Origin of the sequence: Mucilaginibacter phyllosphaerae (genome assembly GCF_004378255.1) — a bacterium.
In the GTDB taxonomy this organism is placed as follows: Bacteria; Bacteroidota; Bacteroidia; order Sphingobacteriales; family Sphingobacteriaceae; genus Mucilaginibacter; species Mucilaginibacter phyllosphaerae.
This window is the reverse complement of the sequence record NZ_SNQG01000001.1, coordinates 946249-966115: the sequence shown is the minus strand read 5'-3', so window position 1 is coordinate 966115 and position 19867 is coordinate 946249. Positions and strand designations below refer to the sequence as shown.

Sequence of the window (19867 nt, the reverse complement as noted above, 5' to 3'; positions counted from 1 at the left end):
AAATTATGCCTCTGTTAATTCTTGCCGCTTTTTTTTGCGGATAACTAATATCAGTATTAAAATAACCAGTAAAGCGCCACCACCGTAAATAGCAATTTTTGCCGTTGGCGATAAACCTTTAGCCATTGACAGGTACTGGTCGGTACGTTTTAGTTCGGGCGATACCTTTAGGGAGCCTGCGTAGGTTTTGTATTCTTCTTGTGCCAGGTCTTTCCTTAACGATTCGTAGTAATACTCAAAAGTGTAGGTAATATCCTGGGTATAAATGATAATGAAGTTACGCACTTGTTTACCTGCCCCCTGGTCGGTTTCCAGCTCGAAGGTTTTGGCTTTAAGGTGGCCAACGGTAGTATCGCGTACGTTTAAGGTATTACCTTCAGACTGGCCCTTGATGCCTTTAATATAATCCTGCAATACCTTGTTCAGGTCACGTTCTTTTTTCAAAGGGGCATTGTTTTCGGCATTGGGCGCACGAATCACAACCATGTAACCATAAGTGCCATTACTCGAATAAATGGATTGGCCGAGCGTATCTTTTTTAGTGAATTTTTCTGGCAGGGATATGGTAACCAGGCTATCTATTTTAATCGGTTTCAAAATTTGTGCAAAGCCCGCTGTAGCTGACAGCACAAGGCTCAGTATTACAAGTATCTTTTTCATAGATAGTTTAACCTATAAAACACATATAAGTTTTATAGCATACCTAAAAACGAATGCTTAACAGCCATGCTTAACATTCATTTAAAATTGCTAAAAACCGCCTTAAAGCATCAAAAAACGGTAAATAAGGGTAAAATGTTATAACTAATAATCTGGTAAAAACAGAGGCAAAAAAAAGCCCCTTCGATTTTATGAAGGAGCTAAGAATGCTATATTTTATCCATTTCGGCTTTTACAAATTCGGCCAGTTCTTTAACATAGCCCGCGCTAAAATCAAACCTGATACCGGCGGTTTCGTAAATTTCTTTAATGGTTTTGGTGTAACCCAGTTTTAGGGCGTCCAGGTATTGTTGCAGGCCTTTCTCAGGGTTTTCTTTGTAGTTTTTCCAAACGGCAATGGCGCCAAGCTGGGCCATACCATATTCTATATAATAAAAGGGCACTTCAAAAATATGCAGCTGTTTTTGCCAAAGGTTTTGTTCGGCCTGCGGGTGTTCGCTCCAATCGGCAAAGCCCGCGCCAAATGGCTCGTAGATCTTTAACCATGCTTCAGTACGCTCGGCATCAGTATGCTCGGGGTTAGTATAGATCCAGTGCTGAAACTGGTCAACCACGGCTACCCAGGGCAGTGTTTTCAATACGTCAAACAACTGATCATGTTTGGCGCGTTTCAAGTCTTCTTCATTATCAAAGTAAACATTCCAGTTATCCATAGAGATTAATTCCATAGACATGGATGCCAATTCTGCCACTTCGCTTGGGCAATGTTTAAAATCGTTCAGTTCCAGGTCGGCGGTTAAAAAGGTATGTACCGCATGGCCGCCCTCGTGTACCATAGTGGTCAGGTCGCGAAAGGTATTGGCCGAGTTCATGAAAATGAAAGGTGCCCCCGTTTCAGATAGCGGATAGTTATAACCGCCCGGCGCTTTGCCTTTGCGGCTTTCCACATCAAACAGGTTGTTATCCTTCATGATCTCTAAACGTTCGCCCAGGTAACGGTTGATGTTGCTAAAGCACTGGATAGATTTTTCGATCAGTTCGCTGCCGCTGTTAAACGGTTTTAAGGCGGGCTTGCCGGTTATATCCACATCCAGGTCCCAGGGTTTAAGGGTATCAACACCTAATGCCCCGCGGCGTTTTTCGGCAAATTCTCTTAGGATAGGCACTACCTCAGTCTCGATAGCGGCGTGGAAAGCGTAACAATCCTGAGGGGTATAATCAAAACGGCCCAATGCCTGGAACATGTAATCGCGGAAGTTTTCAAAACCGGCATTCAAAGCCACTTTGTGGCGCAGGGCACGTAGGTGGTCAAACAGGGTATCTAAAACGCCTTTATCCTGCAGGCGGCGTTCGGTTATTTTTTCCCAAACCTGCTGCCTTTTGCTGCGGTCGGTATCTTTCAGAAAAACGGATGCCTGCTCTAACGTATATTCTTTATCGCCGATGTGTACACTCATAGATCCGGTTATCGACTGATACTTCTGCTGCTCTACCTGGATCTCTGTTTGCAGCGGAATATTCTCCTCGCGAAACAACTCTAACGATTTACGCACACTGCGCAGCATAATATAGAATTTCTCTTCATTCAACTGATCTACAAACTCGCTCTCAACCAGTTTCTTATTTAATTCGTTGTTGTAAGGCGCGGTTTTTGGCTCTATCTCAGTAGCAAAGTATTGAAAATTAGCCAACAACTCTTCGCTGTTGGTATCACATGTCATACGAATATATCGCCAGGCAAAATCCTCCTCTAGGGCGGCCTGTAGCTCGCTGCCGTCTTTTAGCCATTGCTCCAGTTCTTCTACCGAATGTAGGGGGCGGTTAAGTAGTTCTTTGTATATCGGCTCCAGGGTTTCCCATTTAATTTCAAGGTCGGCCGGGATATAGGTTCTTGTTTTTTTATGGATCATATAATTGATGTGCAGATGTGCTTATATGCAAATGTGCAGATTATTTGGGAAGATGAGAAGACCGCAAGTCGGGAAGATGAAAAAGATGTTATAAAAATGAAAAGCCCGAAAGCGGCTTTTTCTTTCGGACTTATGCAGACTCTTTTTCTTATAACGATATTACCGCATCCAAACCCTATCCATCAAAAAAAAGGCTGCAAACACCACGCTGGCAATACCATTGGTGGTCATGAATGCAAAAGTTACGCGGCTCAGATCGTTTGGTTTTACCAGAGTGTGCTGATAGATGAGCATAGCGCAGAAGAATACAATACCGATATAATATAAAACACCTACATGAGTATAAAATACAGGCATCAGCACAAAAAATGCCGAAAATACATGCAATACAGATGAAAGCCTTAATGCATTAACCTTGCCCAGCCATGCCGGGATGGAATGTAGTTTCTGGTCGCGGTCAAAGTCCTCATCCTGCAGGGCGTAGATGATGTCAAACCCGCTTACCCAGCAAAGTACGGATAGCGAAAAGAAAATGGGTGTTAGTGCAAACGCACCGGTAACCACTAAATAAGCGCCGATAGGGGCAAGCGATAAGCCCAAACCTAAAACCATGTGGCATAATGCGGTAAATCTTTTGGTTGCGCTGTAACCTAATACTACCAACAAAGCAATGGGCGAAAGGTAAAAACACAGTGGGTTAATAAACCAGGTGGTTAATATAAAGAGCGCGCAGTTGGTTAAGGTAAACGTTAAAGCCGCAGCCGGCGAAATTCGCCCGGCCGGGATGTCGCGCTGCTTGGTGCGGGGGTTTTTGGCATCAATGTTCCTGTCCAGATAGCGGTTAAACGCCATGGCCGAATTGCGGGCAAACACCATACACAACAGCATCATCGCCAGTTTTTGCCATTCAAATTTGTGGTTGGTAGTAGTAACCGCCAAAAAAAAGCCGATAAAGGCAAAGGGCATCGCGAATATGGTATGCGTAAAGGTTACTAATGATAAATATTTTTTCATTTTATTTAGAATGACGAATGTCGAATAAAGAATGATGAAGGTTACTTCGATATTCCTTATTCCCGGTTCGATGTTCGAAATTATTACTTATAATGTTCCTCATCAAAATCGGGTACCTCAAAGTTCTGGTTAATGCTGCTTACAAAACCCAATACCTCATCGCGGCCGGTATGTAACTCAGATGAGGTGACGAAATGCTGCGGGGCTTCTTCAAAAAATGCCAGCATGGCTTTTCTGAATTTTGCAATGTTCTGATCGGTTTTAATATTGCTTTGTTTATCGGCCTTGGTAAACACCAGCACAAAAGGAAGGCCCTTTTCGCCCAGCCAGCTGCAAAACTCCAGGTCAATTTTTTGGGGTTCCAGCCGGCTATCTACTAAAACCATTACACATTGCAGGCTTTCGCGCTTATCCAGGTAGGTTTGGATGAATTTGTTCCAGTCGGCTTTTTTGCTTTTAGATGCACGGGCATAACCATAGCCAGGCAAATCAACAATATACCAGTTGTCGTTTACCAAAAAATGGTTAATAAGCTGTGTTTTACCCGGTGTTTGTGATGTTTTTGCCAGCCCTTTTTTCTGTACCAGCATATTGATCAGGGATGATTTCCCCACGTTACTGCGGCCTATAAAAGCATATTCGGGCTTTAAAGGCGGGGGTAATTTAGATACCTGGGTATTGCTGCATATAAAGTCGGCAGATTTGATGATCATAATGCAAAGGTAAGGTTTATTTTATCTTGAAATGTTTGAAGGTTGTAAAGTTGAATGTTATCTGCGTAACATTTAATGTTTAAACATTTATTGCAATTAAGCAACAAAACCAAATTTACAACATTGTAACTTTACAACATACAAAATCTCATCATGAGCGAATACAAAATACCGGCACATACCCGCATTGGCCACGTACATTTAAAAGTAAGCGATATTCAAAAATCATTGGCATTTTATTGCGACCTGCTGGGGTTTGAGTTAGTAATGATGTATGGCGACCAGGCTGCGTTTATATCCGCAGGTGGGTACCACCACCATATCGGTTTAAATACCTGGCATAGCAAAGGCGCATCACCAGCGCCCGAGTATGCACCGGGTTTGTACCATACTGCCATTTTATACCCCGAGCGTAAAGATCTTGCCGCCATATTACAGCGCCTTATCAATGCTCAATATAGCATTACAGGCGCCGCAGATCACGGCGTATCTGAAGCTATATACTTAAATGACCCAGACCAGAACGGTGTTGAGCTTTATTGGGACAGGCCCAAAGGCCAATGGCCTGCAGATGAGCATGGCAATCTTACCATGTACACCCGCCAGCTCGATATGCCGGGATTGTTAGGGTTGTTAAAGTAATTATTCATTAAGCATATACTTTTCTACACCTGGGGCTGGCTGCCATTTGCTGCCGGGCTCGAAGTAATGCCATAGCAAGGCTGATACTTTTTTGATAAGCACATCTGCTTCATTATCGCTTGTCCAGCGCTGGTCCTTATTGTTTTTGGTGATCACAGAAAATACATAATCGCCATGCGGTGCATTTACCAGTACCGTTTCTGATCTGGATGCATCAACGGCGCCCTGTTTAGACATTGTTTGTACATAAGGCGGTATCTGCGACAGAGCCGTTTCATCCCAAAAAATACGGTTGAGTGTACGGCTCATGCGTTCGCTGGCTGCCGGACTAACTGCTTTGCCTTCTCTTATCATAGTAAACAGGCGGCACATTTCCCGCGGCGTGGTAACGCCCCATCCATATTTTTCCCATACCGCTCGCCGTGCCGGGATGCGCGAATTTACCCGCATCGCTTTAAAACCATTGGCATCAAGCCAGTTGTTGATGTAGTCGCCGCCCACCAGCTTCTGCAGCCAAAGGCTGGCGGTATTATCGCTCATGGTGATCATCAGCATAGCAACCTTACTCAGTTGTATGGTGTCTTTATCTTTAAAAGAACCTAAAATATCTTCGCCTGCATAAAGCAGCGAATCGTAATAAACCAGTTTTTGATTGTACTGCAATTCACCTTTGTCTATCTTATCCATCAATCCGCTTAAAATGCTCACTTTTATCATGCTGGCCGTAGGGAAAAGCGTATCGGCATTAATGGCAGCAGTTTTGCCGGTTTTAAGGTTTTGTACATAAATGCCCACATCGCCATGAAACCCTTTTGTAGCTGCCAGCAATTGAGCCGTTAGCTTTTGGTCGGTTTGGGCAAAAGTGGTGAGGGTTGTGAAGAGTAGCAGGAATGATGAAATGTATTTCATAAATAGAGTGGATTAATGACTAAGTTAAAAACTTTTTAGATCAATTGGCATGAAGTAATGTTTGCAAAAGGTGTCGTGATAACTAATCTCCCTTTTCCTATCTTTACCGCATCTATGCAATACCTGCGCTGGCTTTTGTTTCCGTTTTCGTTGCTATATGGGCTGGTTATTATCATCCGCAACTGGTTTTACGATGCAGGTTTATTTAAAAGCCGCGAATTTGATTTGCCGGTGATCTGTGTAGGTAACCTGGAAGTTGGCGGCGCAGGCAAAAGCCCCATGACAGAGTACCTGGTGCGCTTGTTAAAAAACGACCGTGAATTAGCCACATTAAGCCGTGGCTATGGCCGCAAAACAAAAGGATTTTTAACTGCTAACGCTACAGCCACTGCAACAGAAATTGGCGATGAACCATCCCAATTCTATCATAAATTTCCGGATGTTACCGTAGCGGTTTGCGAGGATAGGGTGGCGGGTATCAATCAGCTTAAGATAAACCACAACCTTATTTTATTGGATGATGCCTTTCAGCACCGCGCTGTTAAGCCGGGCTTAAGCATTTTGTTGTTTGATTATCAGCATTTACAAAAGCCAAAAATGTTATTGCCGGCGGGTAACCTGCGCGAGCCTTTCAGTAGCCGCTGGCGGGCAGATGTGATGGTAATAACCAAATGCCCTACAGAATTATCAGAAGAACAAATGATGCGCTGTTATCAACAAATTTCGCCTTTAAACTTGCAGCCTTTGTTTTTTAGCGCAATAGCTTACCAGCCTTTGCAGGACCTGCAGGGTAATAGAATTAATAAGCTTATTGATGCAGATGCCACAGTATTTCTTTTAACAGGTATAGCTAATCCTAAGCCTTTGATGCAGCACATTAGTAAATATTCGGCAGGCATCATCCATCATAATTATCCGGATCATCATCAGTTTAGCTTAAAAAATATCGCTAAACTTGCTGATGAATTTGCTGCCTGTAAATCAACAAAAAAAATTATCATCACAACAGAAAAGGATGCGCAGCGTTTAGGGGTACATGAACTGTTACCTGCCCTTGCGCAATTGCCTGTATGGGTACAGCCAATTGGTGTGCAGTTTTTAAACAACGGGCAGCCGGCATTTGATCAATTAATAAAAAACTATGTTAGAGAGCATCCGCAACACAACTGAATATATCAAGAAACGTATAGGCGATTTTGAACCCGAAGCAGGTATTATTTTAGGTACCGGCCTGGGCGCCCTGGTGAACGAGATTGAGATAGAAAAGCAGCTGATGTACTCCAATATACCTGATTTCCCAATGTCGACTTTGGAATTTCATTCGGGTAAGTTAATTTTTGGTATGCTGGGTGGTAAAAAAGTTGTTGCCATGCAGGGCCGCCTGCATTATTACGAAGGTTATACCATGCAGCAGATCACTTTCCCGGTTAGGGTGATGAAAATGCTGGGGATTAAAACGCTGTTTGTATCCAATGCCAGCGGATCGCTTAATCCGGAATTTAAAAAGGGCGACCTGATGATCATTGAAGATCATATTAACCTGCAGCCATTAAACCCGCTTACAGGCCGTAATGATAGTGACCTGGGCCCGCGTTTTCCGGATATGAGCGAGCCTTATAAACATCACCTGATAGAAAAGGGGCTTGCCATTGCCAAAGCAAACAATATTACGTGCCATAAAGGAGTTTATGTTGCGGTTACCGGCCCTAATCTGGAAACCCGTGCCGAATATAAATATCTGCGCATAATTGGCGGCGATATTGTGGGCATGAGCACCGTGCCCGAGGTGATTGTGGCCAACCACATGGGCCTGCCGGTTTTTGCCATATCGGTAATTACGGATGAGGGTTTCCCTGAAGTACTGTCGCCCGTATCGCTTGATGAGATACTGGCAGTTGCAAGGGCTGCAGAACCAAAACTTACGGTAATTTTAAAAGAATTAATAGCGGGGCTTTAATGGCGAACAGGCTAAAATATTTACTTGTTTTATTGATCTGTGCATCGGTGCAGGGCGTTTTTGCGCAGGTACGTACCAATACTTATCCCGGCCAGCAAACAGACCCGGTTTACTCGCGCGATACTTCACGTAATGCCCGGCGTAACAGCGATTCGCAAAATATAGATTCCATCCGCAAGCGGGAAGAAAACAAGCACGATTCTATCGTATTTACCTCCAAATTTATTAAGGTTACCAGCGAGCGCTTGCTGATGGATAGTATCCAGCTGTTTCCACTGGATACAGGCCTGGTGAATTTTGAGAACTACAGCCCGTTAAACCAGCCGCGTAACCCAAAGATAAGTTTAGGCTTTGTAGGCCTTGCACAACGCGATCTGTTGTTTAACCCGCGTAAAACCATTGGTTTTGACGAGGGGCTGCATGCGCTGGATGCCTACATGGTAAACCCGCAGGATATTAATTATTTTAATGCACGGGCGCCTTACACTTTGTTATCCTTATTCAGTACGATAGGCGGCACTAAAGAGCAATTGTTTAAAGTGGTACACACCCAAAATGTTAAGCCCAACTGGAATATAGGTTTTTTGATGAACTTTAACGGATCGCGCGGGTATTACAGCACCAACAACATCCTTGCGCAAAACGTAAGCGATTTTACCGCCGGTGTGTTTACCTGGTATCACAGTAAAAACAAACGCTATAACCTGTTGGCTAACCTGTTATTTAATAACCTTAAAGCGCCCGAAACCGGTTCGATATTAAAAGACACGATATTTAAAAGTACCCAATCATCATTTGATAAAACCGGCGAACCGGTACGCCTGCCCGGCAGTTTTAGCCAGTGGAAAAGTAACGGATTATATGTTAAGCAATTTTATTATATAGGCCGTGTAGATAGCCTTAACAATGGCAAAGCAGGTAATAAGAATGTATTGCCTACCCAGCGAGTGGCCTATACTTTTTACTATAATCAGCGTAAATACAATTACCTGCAAAACGGATTGGACCAGTACCGCGTTTTTCCGGATTATTATTTTAGCGCAGCCAGATCGCGCGATTCGTTGAACGTGCTGCACGTGCAGAATGATTTTTCGTATAGTTTTTACTTAAGGGGCAGATCCCTTAAAATGGTGAAGAATGAGCTTAAGCTGGATGTTGGCCTGGTACAGGATTTTTACAAGATAAGCCAGTTTGTAGCCGATACGGTTTTAAATGAGTTTGGTAATAAGGTAGTACGCCCGGCAAAAGTGCAGGGCGAAAGCTTCCAGAACATTACCTTAAAGGCAAGGCTGGGCTACAAATTCAGCGATCGTATAAACCTGGAGGGCGACCTGCGCCAGATTGTACAGGGCCGCAACTTTGGCGATTTATTGTACGATGCCAAACTTACCCTTGCCGGCGGGCAAAAAGCCGGGCGTATTGTATTAGGTGCTTATCTGCAAAGCAGTTCGCCGGGTTTGGTGTACACCAACTGGATCTCTAACCACTACATTTTCAACAATAGTTTTAATAATCAAAAAACCACCAATCTGTCTTTTAATTACGTAAACGACGCATTGCAGGTAGATTTGAAAGCCGAATATTTTTTGATAACCGATTATCTGTATTTTGCGGCACAACCCGGCGGTAACGATGCTACGCCCAGGCAATACGGCCCGGCTGTAAACCTGCTCAAGATCAGCCTGGGTAAAAACCTGGAGTGGCGTAAGCTGCACTTTGATAATTACGTAGTTTACCAAAAAACAGATAATGCCGCCCTTCTGCGTACGCCAGAAGTTTATACCTACAGCAGCCTGTATTATGGCGCCAAACTATTTGATGTACTCAACTCGCAGTTTGGGGCAACTGTGCGCTACAACACCGCATATCTGGCGCCATCGTACGCCGTTGGTTTAGGCCAGTTTTATAATGGCCCCGATGTTACTTTTACTTCATACCCAATAGCCAGCCTTTTTTTTAAAGCTACCCTGCAAAAAACCAACCTTTTCATTCAGTATGATTATGTAAACCAGGGGCTTTTTAGTAATGGTTTTTATACTGTAAACCGCTACCCGCAAATGGATAAGGTGCTTAAATTTGGTATAGCGTGGACGTTTTATAATTAGGCTCCCAGTCCCCTGAAGGGGAGTAGAATAAATTTGAACGCCCAATACTGAATATCGAATGACTAAGACCAAAGAAACTTTAGCATTTGATATTTAACATTCATAATTTGACATTAAAGATTTTTTATGTTTTCAAAAAATTCCCTTCAGGGGCTCTGGGGGTAGATCACGTTTTCTGTTTTTTCTTTTTAGCCGCAGGGAACAGCACGTTATTTAAAATTAACCTGTAACCGGGCGAATTGGGATGCAGCTTCAGATCTGTTGGCGGGTCGCCCACGGCGTGCTGATAATCTTCGGGGTCGTGGCCGCTGTAAAATGTCCACTGGCCCTTGCCAAATTCGCCATGAATGTAGCGGGCCTCGTTGGCAGTTTTCATTTCGCCCATAACGGTAACGCCGGGCTTTAGTTTACTTTTACTGTAGGCGGTGGTTAAGCCCATAAAGCCTTTTATTACCTTATCATGATCTTGCGTGAGCATGCTGGGCACTACATCCCACTTGGCCGAAAAATCAAACAGCGTAAAAAAGTCGCGGCTGCGCTCTACTTGCCTGATAGGGGTAACATCAATGTTGCTAAACTGATGCGATGTAGGGTTTTGGTCGATAATAAAGTTCTGGAATGCAAAGGTTTGGGTAAAATCCAGTTTCGATTGCGCATCGGGGTCGGCAGGGTCACCGTCAAACATACTTTCCACCATATCGGTATTAGCTGCCGCCAAGGCAATGTCGAAGGTATCCGTACCGCTGCACATGGCAAACAAAAAGCCCCCGCCTGCGCAAAAATCGCGGATGCGCTGCACCACGGCCAGTTTCATTTGCGATACCTTTTTAAAACCCAGCTTGGCGGCCATGGCCTGCTGTCCTTTTACATCATCCATATACCATTGTGCATAACGGTAAGCGCCGTAAAACTTGCTGAATTGCCCGGTAAAATCCTCGTGGTGCATGTGCAGCCAGTCGTACTTGGGCAGGTCGCCACGAATCACCTCTTCATCGTAAATAACATCATAGGGGATCTCGGCATATTTTAAAACCAGGGTTACGGCATCATCCCAGGGTAACTTATTTTTGGGCGAATAAACCGCCATTTTAGGCGCTTTCTCCAACTTTACTAAATCCATATTAACTGATGGATCGCTTACCTCGGTAATTATCTGGCCGGCTTTGGCATCAGCCAGTACCTCATAGCTTACCCCGCGGATCTTACACTCATCCTCCAGGCGCTTGTCATACTTCATCATAAAGCTACCGCCGCGATAGTTGAGCAGCCAGTCAACTGTTTCGCCATTCTTCAGCGTCCAGAAAGCAATACCGTACGATTTTAGATGGTCTTTCTGTTCCTCATCCATCGGGATAAGGATAGAGGCAGCCCTTGTAAGGAGAGGTAGAAGGCATAAAGCTAAAAGCAGAAAGCCTTTAGGTAAAAGGTAATAGGTAAAAGGCGAAAAGCGTTTCTTTAAATAATTCATGGCCGTTACCAAATGTAACGATTAATTGGAAATGGTATTATAGGACGGACTATATTAGTGATATGAATAAGCAACCTGATTTTATTGCAGAATTGAAATATTTAACCACGCAAGAGGGGGGGGAGGAAATCGCTTGCGATTTCTGGCTATCGTCCACATTTAAAATTTCCAATTAACGATTATCTAACCAGCGGTCAACAAATTTTTATAGGAAGAGAACGGGTATATCCGGGCGAAAATATCAAAGCTGAAATCAGCATTATTGCTACCGATATATTTACCGGCTTACTTGAGCCGGGTATGCATTTTGAATTTGGCGAAGGCCCGAATGTTATTGGAACGGGTATAATACTCGAAATACTAAACCCAATTCTTTTGAAGCAAAAAATGCGTTAGGGAGGACAGTTCCAACAATAGTTGTTAGTCCTGTGACTAAGACCTCGAATGCCCGAATGCCAAATTTTCAATAATTAAGTTTTTTATCTAATCTCTTATCGCCAACCTCTAATAACTAATACCCTTTTACCTTTCACCTCAATTCCTTACCTTTGCCACCTGTTTAAATTAAAAAACAAATGAGCAAAGCAATAATTAAAACCGAAAAAGGCGACATGACCGTTCAATTTTTTGACAAAGATGCGCCAAACACCGTAGCTAACTTTTTAGGATTGGCTAAAACAGGTTTTTACGATAACGTAACTTTTCATCGTGTTATCCCTAATTTTGTGGTACAAGGCGGCGACCCAACCGGTACCGGTGCAGGTGGTTCTGGCAAACGTATCGACTGTGAATTAACAGGCGATAACCAGTATCACGATCGTGGTGTGCTTTCAATGGCACATGCAGGCCGTAACACCGGTAGCTCTCAATTTTTTATCTGCCACAGCCGCGATAACACCGCGCATTTAGACCGTAACCACACCGTATTTGGTAAGGTTGTAGAAAACGTTGACGTGGTTGACGACATTCGCCAGGGCGATAAAATTTTAAGCATAGAAGTAATAGAGGAATAGTATAGTGAGTGGTGATTGGAGAGTAGTGATTAGTTAATAATCACCTATTTACTCAATCAGCTCCATCAACAACATAAAAAATGAATTTACAGGGAATTGTTGCAGTATCGGGTAAACCGGGTTTATGGAGGGCGCTTGCACAAAACAAAACCGGCTACGTTTTAGAAAGCCTCGATGCGCAAAAAACTAAGCTGGTGGTAAACTTATCTACCGCTAAATTGGCGGCTTTGAATGAGATTACTATTTTTGGTTTAGAAGATGATATAAAGCTTATTGATGTGTTTGAGCGCATGAAAGCCGCGGCCAGTGTACCTGCCCCTAAAGAGGATGGCAAAAAACTACGCGAGTTTTTTTACGAAGTTGCTGCCGACCACGACGAAGAAAAAGTTTATTCATCTGATATTAAAAAGATCATCAGCTGGTTTTTGATCTTAAAAGATCTGCCTTTATTTAACGAAGCACCTGCCGCTGCCGCAGCGCCTGTTGCCGAAGAAACACCAATTGCAGAACCTGTAGAGGAAGAGGCCCCGGTTGCCGAAGCGCCAAAAGCCAAAGCTAAGAAAGCAGCTGCTAAAAAAGCTTAAGCAAATTTTGCTTATAAATAATCAGGCCCCGGTAGAATGTCTATCGGGGCTTTGTTTTAATCCTACTACGTCTATTGCGAGCGATAGCGTGTAGGGTTAAACGGTTCGTCATGTCGAATTAATTTCGGTATCCCACTTGCTAAATATCCAACTTGTCCTGTGGGATCCTGAACAAGTTCAGGATGATATGGATAATTAAATTTGTCAGTCTGAGCTTGTCGAAGACTTGATAAATTAGCTAATGGTTCGACAGGCTCACCATGACAACTGTTCAGACAATTACGCGTCTACTGCATCATAAACCACAACCTTTTCCCAAAGGTGGCTATGGTCTTTTATAAATTGCTGATGAATAGGGTGGGTTTGGTAAGCTGCCTGCCCCGCCAGATCGGCAAAAAACATCACTTCAGATACGCCCCAGCTGTTATCAACTACATCGCGTTTTTCGGTGCTGGCAACAACACCCACATGCAATTCTTTAATGCTCTCTATTTTACCGAGCGATTTTACGCCGGCCACCAGTTTATCGCGATCTTCTTTTGAACTTGGGTTTTTTAACCAGAATAATGCGTGGTGAACGATGGGATATTTATTTATCATAGTGGTAGGTTTTATAATATCAGGCATGGCCGAGGCAACCAGTGTGCCTGCAGCAACAGTAGCTGCGGTTGCTATAAATTTACGTCGGTTAGTGGTGTTCATTTGGTATAATGGTAATTTATGTAAAAATTAACAATCCGGCTGCTCGCATTTCTCATTGCTAAACTCCGGCTCAAACGTGCTATGGCTGATAGACAGGTGTTCCAGCCGGTGGCGCAGATCGTGTTTGATCTCATCGAATTTTACCATGTTATCGGGGCTAACTACCAGGTGGGCGGTAAGCGCATTTTCGGTAGTGCTTAAGGCCCAAACATGCATGTGATGGATATCTACCACACCATTGGCGCCCATCAGTTCTGCCTTTATTTTTTTCAGGTCGATGTCTTTAGGCACACCGTCCATTTCCAGGCGCAGGCTGTCTTTAAGCAGGTTCCAGGTGCCGGTTAAGATGATTACACCGATAATGATACTAACCACGCTATCGATCCATTCCAGGTGCGTAAAGTAAATAATAATACCCGATATCACTACGCCTAAAGATACGATGGCATCAACCGCCATATGCAGGTAGGCGCCTTTTACGTTCAGGTCGGTATCTTTATCTTTTACAAAAAGCCATGCGGTAAAACCGTTTATGGCTATCCCTACAAAGGCTACCCAGGCAACCGTGCCGCCTGCAACAGGCTCGGGATGAATAAAACGTATAACGGCTTCATACACAATAAAACCAACAGCTACGATGAGTATCATGGCATTAAAAAACGATACGATGATGGTGGAGCGTTTATAGCCGTAAGTATAATCCTTGTTTGATTTAGCTTTGGCCAGCTTAAAGGCAAGCAGGGCCAGCGCAAGCGATGCCACATCGCTTAGGTTATGGCCGGCATCCGTTAGTAAGGATAATGAGCCGCTGATAAAACCGTAAACAGCCTCGATAACTACAAATGCGGAGTTGAGGATAATGCCCCATATAAATGCCGCATTCAGATGGTCTATTTTTGGAGCGTGGTCGTGATGATGGTGGGAGTGGTCGTGACTGTGCATGATATATGGATGTGCAAATATGCAGATATACAAATGTGCAAATAAATTGCCTTATTGGAAATGAGTTAGGCGATGTTTGTTTCTGTTTCTATCTATGTGCTCAATAATCCTGTCAATCTAAAAATCCTGTAACCGTGTCAGTTATTGATGATGATACGGCTCCCCCTTAATAATAGTATAGGCCCGGTAAAGCTGCTCCACAAAAAACAGGCGTACCATTTGGTGCGAGAAGGTCATACGGCTGAGGGATAGCTTATCATTGGCGCGCTGGTAAACCAACTGATCGAACCCGTAGGGGCCGCCCACGATAAAGATGAGATTGGCCGATGAGGAAACCGAACGCTTGTTGATATAATTGGCAAACTGTACAGAGGTGAATTCCAATCCGTTCTCATCCAGCAGGATCACATGGTCCTGCACGGTTATTTTTTTGAGGATCAATTCGGCTTCTTTAGCTTTTTGCTGTTCCTCGGTTAGTGCTTTGGTGTTTTTTAGTTCGGGGATGTCAACCAGTTCCAGCTTGGTGTAGTGCTTCAGGCGTTTTACATATTTCTCTATACCTTCTTTTAAGTAGGCATCTTCGGTTTTACCAACGGTTATAAACGTTATCTTCATTTACAGCTGTAACTATTAGGCTTAAAATGTTATCTTATTGTTGTAACATTGAAGTACAAAAATATCTATAATATCTGTGCAACAAACTATAATTGATAACTATAAGCAAGCCGCCGCGCAGGCAAACCAACAGGCCGTTAAATATAAAAAGTTGGCCAATACTTATTCACTGCTCCGGCTGGGCATTTTCGGGCTGATGGTGTTTGCCATTTACCTAACCATTGCGCAGGATAACTTTACTATTATGGCTGTTAGTTTTGCGCTGTTGCTGGCCGCTTTTGCCTGGCTGGTAGCCCGCCAGGGCAGCTACGAACGCCAACGCGATTACTATCTGGATCTACAACGCATCAACCTTAATGAAATTGATAGTCTGCAAAACAACGCCAACCTGTATAATAACGGGCAGCACTACAGTAACGAAAAGCACATTTACAGTTCAGATCTGGATATCTTTGGTAATGCTTCGCTATTCCATCTCATTAATCGTGCAGCAACATCAACAGGTAATGATAAACTGGCCGACTGGCTAAACGCCCCGGCAGACAAGCCCGTTATTTTATCGCGCCAGCAAGCCGTTAAAGAGATTGCCGCTAATAACGAGTGGAAGGTAAACACCCAAACCAAACTGCTATTTGCCATTAAAGAGGATACCGATCAAATGAAACGTTTGTTTGTTTATCTAAGCACGCCTTTAAAATTACCCGGCGAAAAATGGTTAACATCCTACATCAAAATATCCCCATATCTGTTATCGTTTGCCTTATTGGCTGGTATATTTTTATACCCGGTTTTTAAACTTGTAGTTATCGCGATAGTTATTTTTAACTTGCTTATTTTAATTTCAAAGGGAAGCTATATTTTAAGAGGAGGGGCAATTGCCGATAAAATAGGCAGCGTGCTGGCCAACTATGCTATTGTATTTAATGCGATTGAGAGCCATCAATGGCAGTCGCAAAGGTGTGTTGATCTGAATGAAAAGCTGAGGACAAACCAAACTTCAAAAAACATCCGCGAGTTATCAAAACTAATTAATAAGCTTGGTTATAGCCTTATTATGATAGTTGGATTTTTGTTAAATGTGTTTTTTTTATGGGCGCTGAAACAAATTCTGCAGATAGAAAAATGGAAGCGCAGCAATCATCATAATTTTGAAGAGGCCTTTGATGTAATAGCCGAATTCGAAGCACTCATCAGCCTTGCTGTGCCTGCCATCAATTACCCGGATTGGGTTTACCCCGTTATTGCCGATACCGAAGGTTACACCGTTAAGGCAAAAAATATTGCACATCCGCTTATCCCTGGCAAAAGGGTAGATAATGATTATGATCTGCAAGATGCCTTTAAGATAGACATCATCACCGGCAGCAACATGGCAGGTAAAAGTACCTTTTTGCGTACCGTTGGTATCAATACCGTGCTGGCCCTGGCCGGCTCAACAGTATGCGCCGCTGCTATGGAAGTATCTGTTATTACCATTGTAAGCTACATGCGGATCAAAGATTCATTAAACGAAAGTACATCTACCTTTAAGGCCGAACTGGACCGCCTGCAGATGCTGCTGGCCGCGGTAGAGCATCAGCACCGCGTTTTCTTTTTGATTGATGAGATGCTGCGCGGCACCAACTCTATGGATAAGTATCTGGGCAGCAAAGCGGTGATAGAGCAGCTTATTGCCAAAAAAGGCGTAGGCATGGTTGCCACGCACGATCTGCAGATTGCCCGGTTAGAAGATAAATATCCTGATTATGTACGCAACTACTACTTTGATATACAGGTGATAGATGGCGAAATGCTATTTGATTACAAGATGAAGCACGGCGAGTGCAAAACCTTCAATGCATCCTTACTGCTTAAACAAATAGGCATTAATGTGGGTGAAGAGTAACCAGTAAAACAGTAACCGCTAAAATGCCGCTGCTTATTCCTTTTTGGAATACACTTACCGACATTTTGTTCCCGTTCACCTAAAAAAGCTGTTAAATAACCTTGGTTTGATACAATTTTGTGGTGTAAAACAACAAAAAAACATCACGATGATCACACTTTTAACTATCCCAACATTTAGCGCTATACTTGCTATTTTGGCCAATGCTATTGTATTGATAGGCTTATTAGGCAGGTTTATTTTTTAAGTATCCGGGCAGATTTTGGCAGGTCTATTGCTGCAGTTAACCAAAATTACAGGTTATGAAAAAGGGAGATACCGTACACTGGAACTGGGGCAAAGGCGAAGCCGAAGGCAAGATTGAAAAGAAACATACCGAGCCGGTTAAAAAATCAATAAAAGGCACAAGTGTAAAACGCAATGCCAGTAAAGATGAGCCTGCTTACGAAATAAAGATGGATAAAGGCAAGCAAGTTATCAAATCAGAAAGCGAGCTTAAAAAGGGTGGGAAGTAAGCCATCCGTTGAGGGTTATTTGCATTGGCGTTTGTTTAAATTTAATGCGGTTTTAATGTTTGTATGGTAATAATTACACAAATACAACGCATATTTACGCTATGGCAAATAAACCTATTATTACGGTTAAAAACCTGGTAAAAAACTATGGCGATTTTGAAGCGGTAAAAGGCATCAGCTTTGAAGTTTACGAAGGCGAGATCTTTGGCCTGCTTGGGCCAAATGGTGCCGGCAAAACCACCACGCTGGAAATTATTGAAACCTTACGCGAAAAAACATCGGGCGAAGTAACTGTTGATGGCTTTGATATAGAAACCGACGCAGACAGCATTAAAAAGCGCATTGGGGTACAATTGCAAGCAGCAGGTTATTATCCCAATCTTAACCTTTCGGAACTGATTGATCTGTTCTCGGGCCTCTACGGGATTACTAAAACACCGGCCGAAATGTTGGGTAAGGTTGCGTTGAATGATAAGGCAAAAGCTAAATTCAAGGAATTATCCGGCGGGCAAAAGCAACGTTTTTCAATAGCTACCACACTCATTAACAATCCACGTATTATATTTTTGGATGAGCCTACAACCGGGCTTGATCCGCAGGCACGCCGTAACCTGTGGGACCTGATCCGCGAGATTCGTGATGCCGGTACCACCGTGGTTATTACCACTCATTACATGGATGAAGCCGAAGTACTGTGCGACCGTGTAGCCTTTGTAGACGGCGGCCATATCATAGGTATAGATACCCCTGATCGTTTTATTGACCAACTGGTGGCTACCGGGTTTGAACGTGCTAAACAAACCAAAGGCGCCAACCTGGAGGATGTATTTATTAACCTTACCGGTAAGGAGTGGAGGGAGAGTTAGCCCTTAGCACCTGAAGGGGGAGTAGAAGTTTACAGATGTTAGTGAGCATTTCGCAAATTTCAAATTACACCAATGAACTATTAAGCCAATGAACCAAAAATATAACAATACCCGCGCAACCCTTGCCATTGCCAGGGCCAGTTTCCGTTCTATACTCCGCAGTCCATCTGCGGTAGTGTTTAGTTTGGCTTTCCCGCTGATATTTATTGTGGTATTTGCCAATATTGGCGGCGGAGGCATGTCTGTAGATGTAGGTGTAGCCAAAGGTGCCGATACGCTTAATCCCGTTTACAAAGCGCTTGCCCAGAATAAGATCATCCACCTTATTAAAAATCAAACGGCAGATGAGATGCGCAAGAACCTGGCCAAGGGTAGTATTGACGCCATTATAGATATGAAGCCATTTGTGGCTATGAAACCCATTGGCATGAGTGTACAATACAGCCATGCATCGGGCGATAAAGGTTCTGTGTTAAAATCGGTACTGAATAATATTTTTTACAGGATCCAGTCAGAACAGTTTAAAAAGATCCAGCAATTTTCGGGTATCCCTATTCCAAATGCGGTAGATCTGAAAGAAACCGTGGTAACCGGCCGTGAATATAAATACATCGATTTTATTTTGCCCGGGCAGTTGGGCTTTTCGTTGTTAAGCAGCGGGGTGTTTGGTACAGCCTTTGTATTTTTAAGCTTACGCCTTACGCTGGTTATTAAACGCTTTTTTGCCACCCCGGTTAAACGCTACAGCATTGTATTGGGCGAGGCATTGGCGCGGATCGTATTCTCGTTATTGGGCGCTTTGTTTATTATTATGGTGGGGCACTTTGTTTTTGGTTTTACACTGATACATGGTGTGGTTACGGTATTAAATATGCTGGTGCTTTGTACCATCGGGCTCATCATTTTTATGGGGTTTGGCTTTACCATATCCGGCATAGCTAAAAACGAAAGTTCGGTGCCGCCTATTTCTAATATTATTACCATGCCTCAGTTTCTGCTGTCGGGTACGTTTTTTTCGGTAACGGCCTTCCCGGTTTGGTTGCAGCATTTAAGCAATGTGCTACCGCTTACCCATTTAAATAATGCGATGCGTAAGGTAGCCTTTGAGGGTGCCGGCCTGGGCGATGTTACCCACCAGTTATTTATACTGCTGCTTTGGGGGATAGGGATCTATGCAGTAGCGGTTAAAACGTTTAAATGGGAGTAAAAAGATAATAGACTCAGGATTTAGAATAAGCAATAAAGACTTGGAGGCGCTACGTGGCGCCTTTTTTGTTAATGTTAAATTAACATTAGGTCAAATGCTTAACACATTAATAATATTAACACTTGCTATGTTAACACTTAGCTAACAATAGGGAAATACT

General features: G+C 43.3%; 19 protein-coding genes. 10 read left to right on the top strand and 9 right to left on the bottom strand.

Features of this window, described 5'->3' with window-relative positions:
• Positions 1 to 3 precede the first annotated feature (3 nt).
• The 4 genes from E2R65_RS04170 to yihA all read right to left on the bottom strand — a co-directional run bounded on the left by E2R65_RS04170 (position 4) and on the right by yihA (position 4297).
• On the bottom strand, positions 4 to 660 hold the full coding sequence (locus E2R65_RS04170) for a hypothetical protein (RefSeq protein ID WP_134335205.1): 657 nt from the start codon (positions 658 to 660) through the stop codon (positions 4 to 6).
• Positions 661 to 869: 209 nt separating this feature from the next.
• Positions 870 to 2570, bottom strand: coding sequence for a M3 family oligoendopeptidase (locus tag E2R65_RS04165; RefSeq protein ID WP_134335204.1), 1701 nt, complete (start codon positions 2568 to 2570; stop codon positions 870 to 872).
• 159 nt (positions 2571 to 2729) lie between these two features.
• Positions 2730 to 3584 (bottom strand): UbiA-like polyprenyltransferase, encoded by an 855-nt coding sequence (locus E2R65_RS04160; protein WP_134335203.1) that lies wholly within the window; start codon positions 3582 to 3584, stop codon positions 2730 to 2732.
• An 83-nt stretch (positions 3585 to 3667) separates the two neighbouring features.
• Complete coding sequence (gene yihA, locus E2R65_RS04155) at positions 3668 to 4297, bottom strand: ribosome biogenesis GTP-binding protein YihA/YsxC (RefSeq protein WP_134335202.1); 630 nt, start codon at positions 4295 to 4297, stop codon at positions 3668 to 3670.
• 153 nt (positions 4298 to 4450) lie between these two features.
• On the opposite strand from yihA, the gene E2R65_RS04150 reads away from it, so the two are divergent.
• Positions 4451 to 4939: a VOC family protein gene (locus E2R65_RS04150; protein ID WP_134335201.1), complete on the top strand. Its 489-nt coding sequence runs from the start codon at positions 4451 to 4453 to the stop codon at positions 4937 to 4939.
• Here E2R65_RS04150 and E2R65_RS04145 read toward each other — a convergent pair whose 3' ends face one another.
• Complete coding sequence (locus tag E2R65_RS04145) at positions 4940 to 5848, bottom strand: serine hydrolase (RefSeq protein ID WP_134335200.1); 909 nt, start codon at positions 5846 to 5848, stop codon at positions 4940 to 4942.
• A 114-nt stretch (positions 5849 to 5962) separates the two neighbouring features.
• On the opposite strand from E2R65_RS04145, the gene lpxK reads away from it, so the two are divergent.
• The 3 genes from lpxK to E2R65_RS04130 are packed head-to-tail and all read left to right on the top strand — an operon-like array spanning position 5963 to position 9910.
• Positions 5963 to 7018, top strand: a complete 1056-nt coding sequence (lpxK, locus tag E2R65_RS04140) for a tetraacyldisaccharide 4'-kinase (RefSeq protein WP_134335380.1) — start codon at positions 5963 to 5965, stop codon at positions 7016 to 7018.
• Positions 6990 to 7805: a purine-nucleoside phosphorylase gene (locus tag E2R65_RS04135; RefSeq protein WP_134335199.1), complete on the top strand. Its 816-nt coding sequence runs from the start codon at positions 6990 to 6992 to the stop codon at positions 7803 to 7805. Before lpxK ends, E2R65_RS04135 begins: the two co-directional genes overlap by 29 nt.
• Positions 7805 to 9910: a putative porin gene (locus tag E2R65_RS04130; protein WP_134335198.1), complete on the top strand. Its 2106-nt coding sequence runs from the start codon at positions 7805 to 7807 to the stop codon at positions 9908 to 9910. The genes E2R65_RS04135 and E2R65_RS04130 overlap by 1 nt, the downstream gene beginning before the upstream one ends.
• A gap of 166 nt (positions 9911 to 10076) precedes the next feature.
• Here E2R65_RS04130 and E2R65_RS04125 read toward each other — a convergent pair whose 3' ends face one another.
• Complete coding sequence (locus tag E2R65_RS04125; protein ID WP_373867803.1) at positions 10077 to 11378, bottom strand: asparagine synthetase B; 1302 nt, start codon at positions 11376 to 11378, stop codon at positions 10077 to 10079.
• Between the two features lie 575 nt (positions 11379 to 11953).
• Between E2R65_RS04125 and E2R65_RS04120 the strand changes: the two genes are divergently transcribed.
• Positions 11954 to 12391: a peptidylprolyl isomerase gene (locus E2R65_RS04120; RefSeq protein WP_134335197.1), complete on the top strand. Its 438-nt coding sequence runs from the start codon at positions 11954 to 11956 to the stop codon at positions 12389 to 12391.
• An 80-nt stretch (positions 12392 to 12471) separates the two neighbouring features.
• Positions 12472 to 12975, top strand: coding sequence for a DUF5606 family protein (locus E2R65_RS04115; RefSeq protein ID WP_134335196.1), 504 nt, complete (start codon positions 12472 to 12474; stop codon positions 12973 to 12975).
• 279 nt (positions 12976 to 13254) lie between these two features.
• On the opposite strand, the gene E2R65_RS04110 is transcribed toward E2R65_RS04115, so the two are convergent.
• The 3 genes from E2R65_RS04110 to rlmH all read right to left on the bottom strand — a co-directional run bounded on the left by E2R65_RS04110 (position 13255) and on the right by rlmH (position 15234).
• Positions 13255 to 13677 (bottom strand): Dabb family protein, encoded by a 423-nt coding sequence (locus E2R65_RS04110; RefSeq protein ID WP_134335195.1) that lies wholly within the window; start codon positions 13675 to 13677, stop codon positions 13255 to 13257.
• A 27-nt stretch (positions 13678 to 13704) separates the two neighbouring features.
• The gene (locus E2R65_RS04105) at positions 13705 to 14619 is read right to left on the bottom strand and encodes a cation diffusion facilitator family transporter (protein ID WP_134335194.1); all 915 of its coding nucleotides are present in this window, start codon (positions 14617 to 14619) and stop codon (positions 13705 to 13707) included.
• A 141-nt stretch (positions 14620 to 14760) separates the two neighbouring features.
• A complete protein-coding gene (rlmH, locus tag E2R65_RS04100) occupies positions 14761 to 15234 on the bottom strand; it encodes a 23S rRNA (pseudouridine(1915)-N(3))-methyltransferase RlmH (RefSeq protein WP_134335193.1) in 474 nt (157 codons plus the stop codon).
• A 76-nt stretch (positions 15235 to 15310) separates the two neighbouring features.
• Here rlmH and E2R65_RS04095 point away from each other — a divergent pair, with 76 nt between their 5' ends.
• The 4 genes from E2R65_RS04095 to E2R65_RS04080 all read left to right on the top strand — a co-directional run bounded on the left by E2R65_RS04095 (position 15311) and on the right by E2R65_RS04080 (position 19707).
• The gene (locus E2R65_RS04095; RefSeq protein WP_134335192.1) at positions 15311 to 17119 is read left to right on the top strand and encodes a MutS-related protein; all 1809 of its coding nucleotides are present in this window, start codon (positions 15311 to 15313) and stop codon (positions 17117 to 17119) included.
• A gap of 302 nt (positions 17120 to 17421) precedes the next feature.
• Positions 17422 to 17634: a hypervirulence associated TUDOR domain-containing protein gene (locus tag E2R65_RS04090; RefSeq protein ID WP_134335191.1), complete on the top strand. Its 213-nt coding sequence runs from the start codon at positions 17422 to 17424 to the stop codon at positions 17632 to 17634.
• Positions 17635 to 17735: 101 nt separating this feature from the next.
• Positions 17736 to 18500 (top strand): ABC transporter ATP-binding protein, encoded by a 765-nt coding sequence (locus E2R65_RS04085; RefSeq protein WP_134335190.1) that lies wholly within the window; start codon positions 17736 to 17738, stop codon positions 18498 to 18500.
• A gap of 88 nt (positions 18501 to 18588) precedes the next feature.
• Positions 18589 to 19707: an ABC transporter permease gene (locus E2R65_RS04080; RefSeq protein ID WP_134335189.1), complete on the top strand. Its 1119-nt coding sequence runs from the start codon at positions 18589 to 18591 to the stop codon at positions 19705 to 19707.
• The last annotated feature ends 160 nt before the right edge of the window (positions 19708 to 19867 follow it).

Coding starts and splice junctions, on each gene's coding strand:
- lpxK (WP_134335380.1), top strand. CDS start 5,963: ATGCAATACCTGCGCTGGCTTTTGTTTCCGTTTTCGTTGCTATATGGG.
- E2R65_RS04115 (WP_134335196.1), top strand. CDS start 12,472: ATGAATTTACAGGGAATTGTTGCAGTATCGGGTAAACCGGGTTTATGG.
- yihA (WP_134335202.1), bottom strand. CDS start 4,297: ATGATCATCAAATCTGCCGACTTTATATGCAGCAATACCCAGGTATCT.
- E2R65_RS04165 (WP_134335204.1), bottom strand. CDS start 2,570: ATGATCCATAAAAAAACAAGAACCTATATCCCGGCCGACCTTGAAATT.
- rlmH (WP_134335193.1), bottom strand. CDS start 15,234: ATGAAGATAACGTTTATAACCGTTGGTAAAACCGAAGATGCCTACTTA.
- E2R65_RS04130 (WP_134335198.1), top strand. CDS start 7,805: ATGGCGAACAGGCTAAAATATTTACTTGTTTTATTGATCTGTGCATCG.
- E2R65_RS04145 (WP_134335200.1), bottom strand. CDS start 5,848: ATGAAATACATTTCATCATTCCTGCTACTCTTCACAACCCTCACCACT.
- E2R65_RS04090 (WP_134335191.1), top strand. CDS start 17,422: ATGAAAAAGGGAGATACCGTACACTGGAACTGGGGCAAAGGCGAAGCC.
- E2R65_RS04080 (WP_134335189.1), top strand. CDS start 18,589: ATGAACCAAAAATATAACAATACCCGCGCAACCCTTGCCATTGCCAGG.
- E2R65_RS04110 (WP_134335195.1), bottom strand. CDS start 13,677: ATGAACACCACTAACCGACGTAAATTTATAGCAACCGCAGCTACTGTT.
- E2R65_RS04135 (WP_134335199.1), top strand. CDS start 6,990: ATGTTAGAGAGCATCCGCAACACAACTGAATATATCAAGAAACGTATA.
- E2R65_RS04105 (WP_134335194.1), bottom strand. CDS start 14,619: ATGCACAGTCACGACCACTCCCACCATCATCACGACCACGCTCCAAAA.
- E2R65_RS04150 (WP_134335201.1), top strand. CDS start 4,451: ATGAGCGAATACAAAATACCGGCACATACCCGCATTGGCCACGTACAT.
- E2R65_RS04160 (WP_134335203.1), bottom strand. CDS start 3,584: ATGAAAAAATATTTATCATTAGTAACCTTTACGCATACCATATTCGCG.
- E2R65_RS04085 (WP_134335190.1), top strand. CDS start 17,736: ATGGCAAATAAACCTATTATTACGGTTAAAAACCTGGTAAAAAACTAT.
- E2R65_RS04120 (WP_134335197.1), top strand. CDS start 11,954: ATGAGCAAAGCAATAATTAAAACCGAAAAAGGCGACATGACCGTTCAA.
- E2R65_RS04170 (WP_134335205.1), bottom strand. CDS start 660: ATGAAAAAGATACTTGTAATACTGAGCCTTGTGCTGTCAGCTACAGCG.
- E2R65_RS04125 (WP_373867803.1), bottom strand. CDS start 11,378: ATGAATTATTTAAAGAAACGCTTTTCGCCTTTTACCTATTACCTTTTA.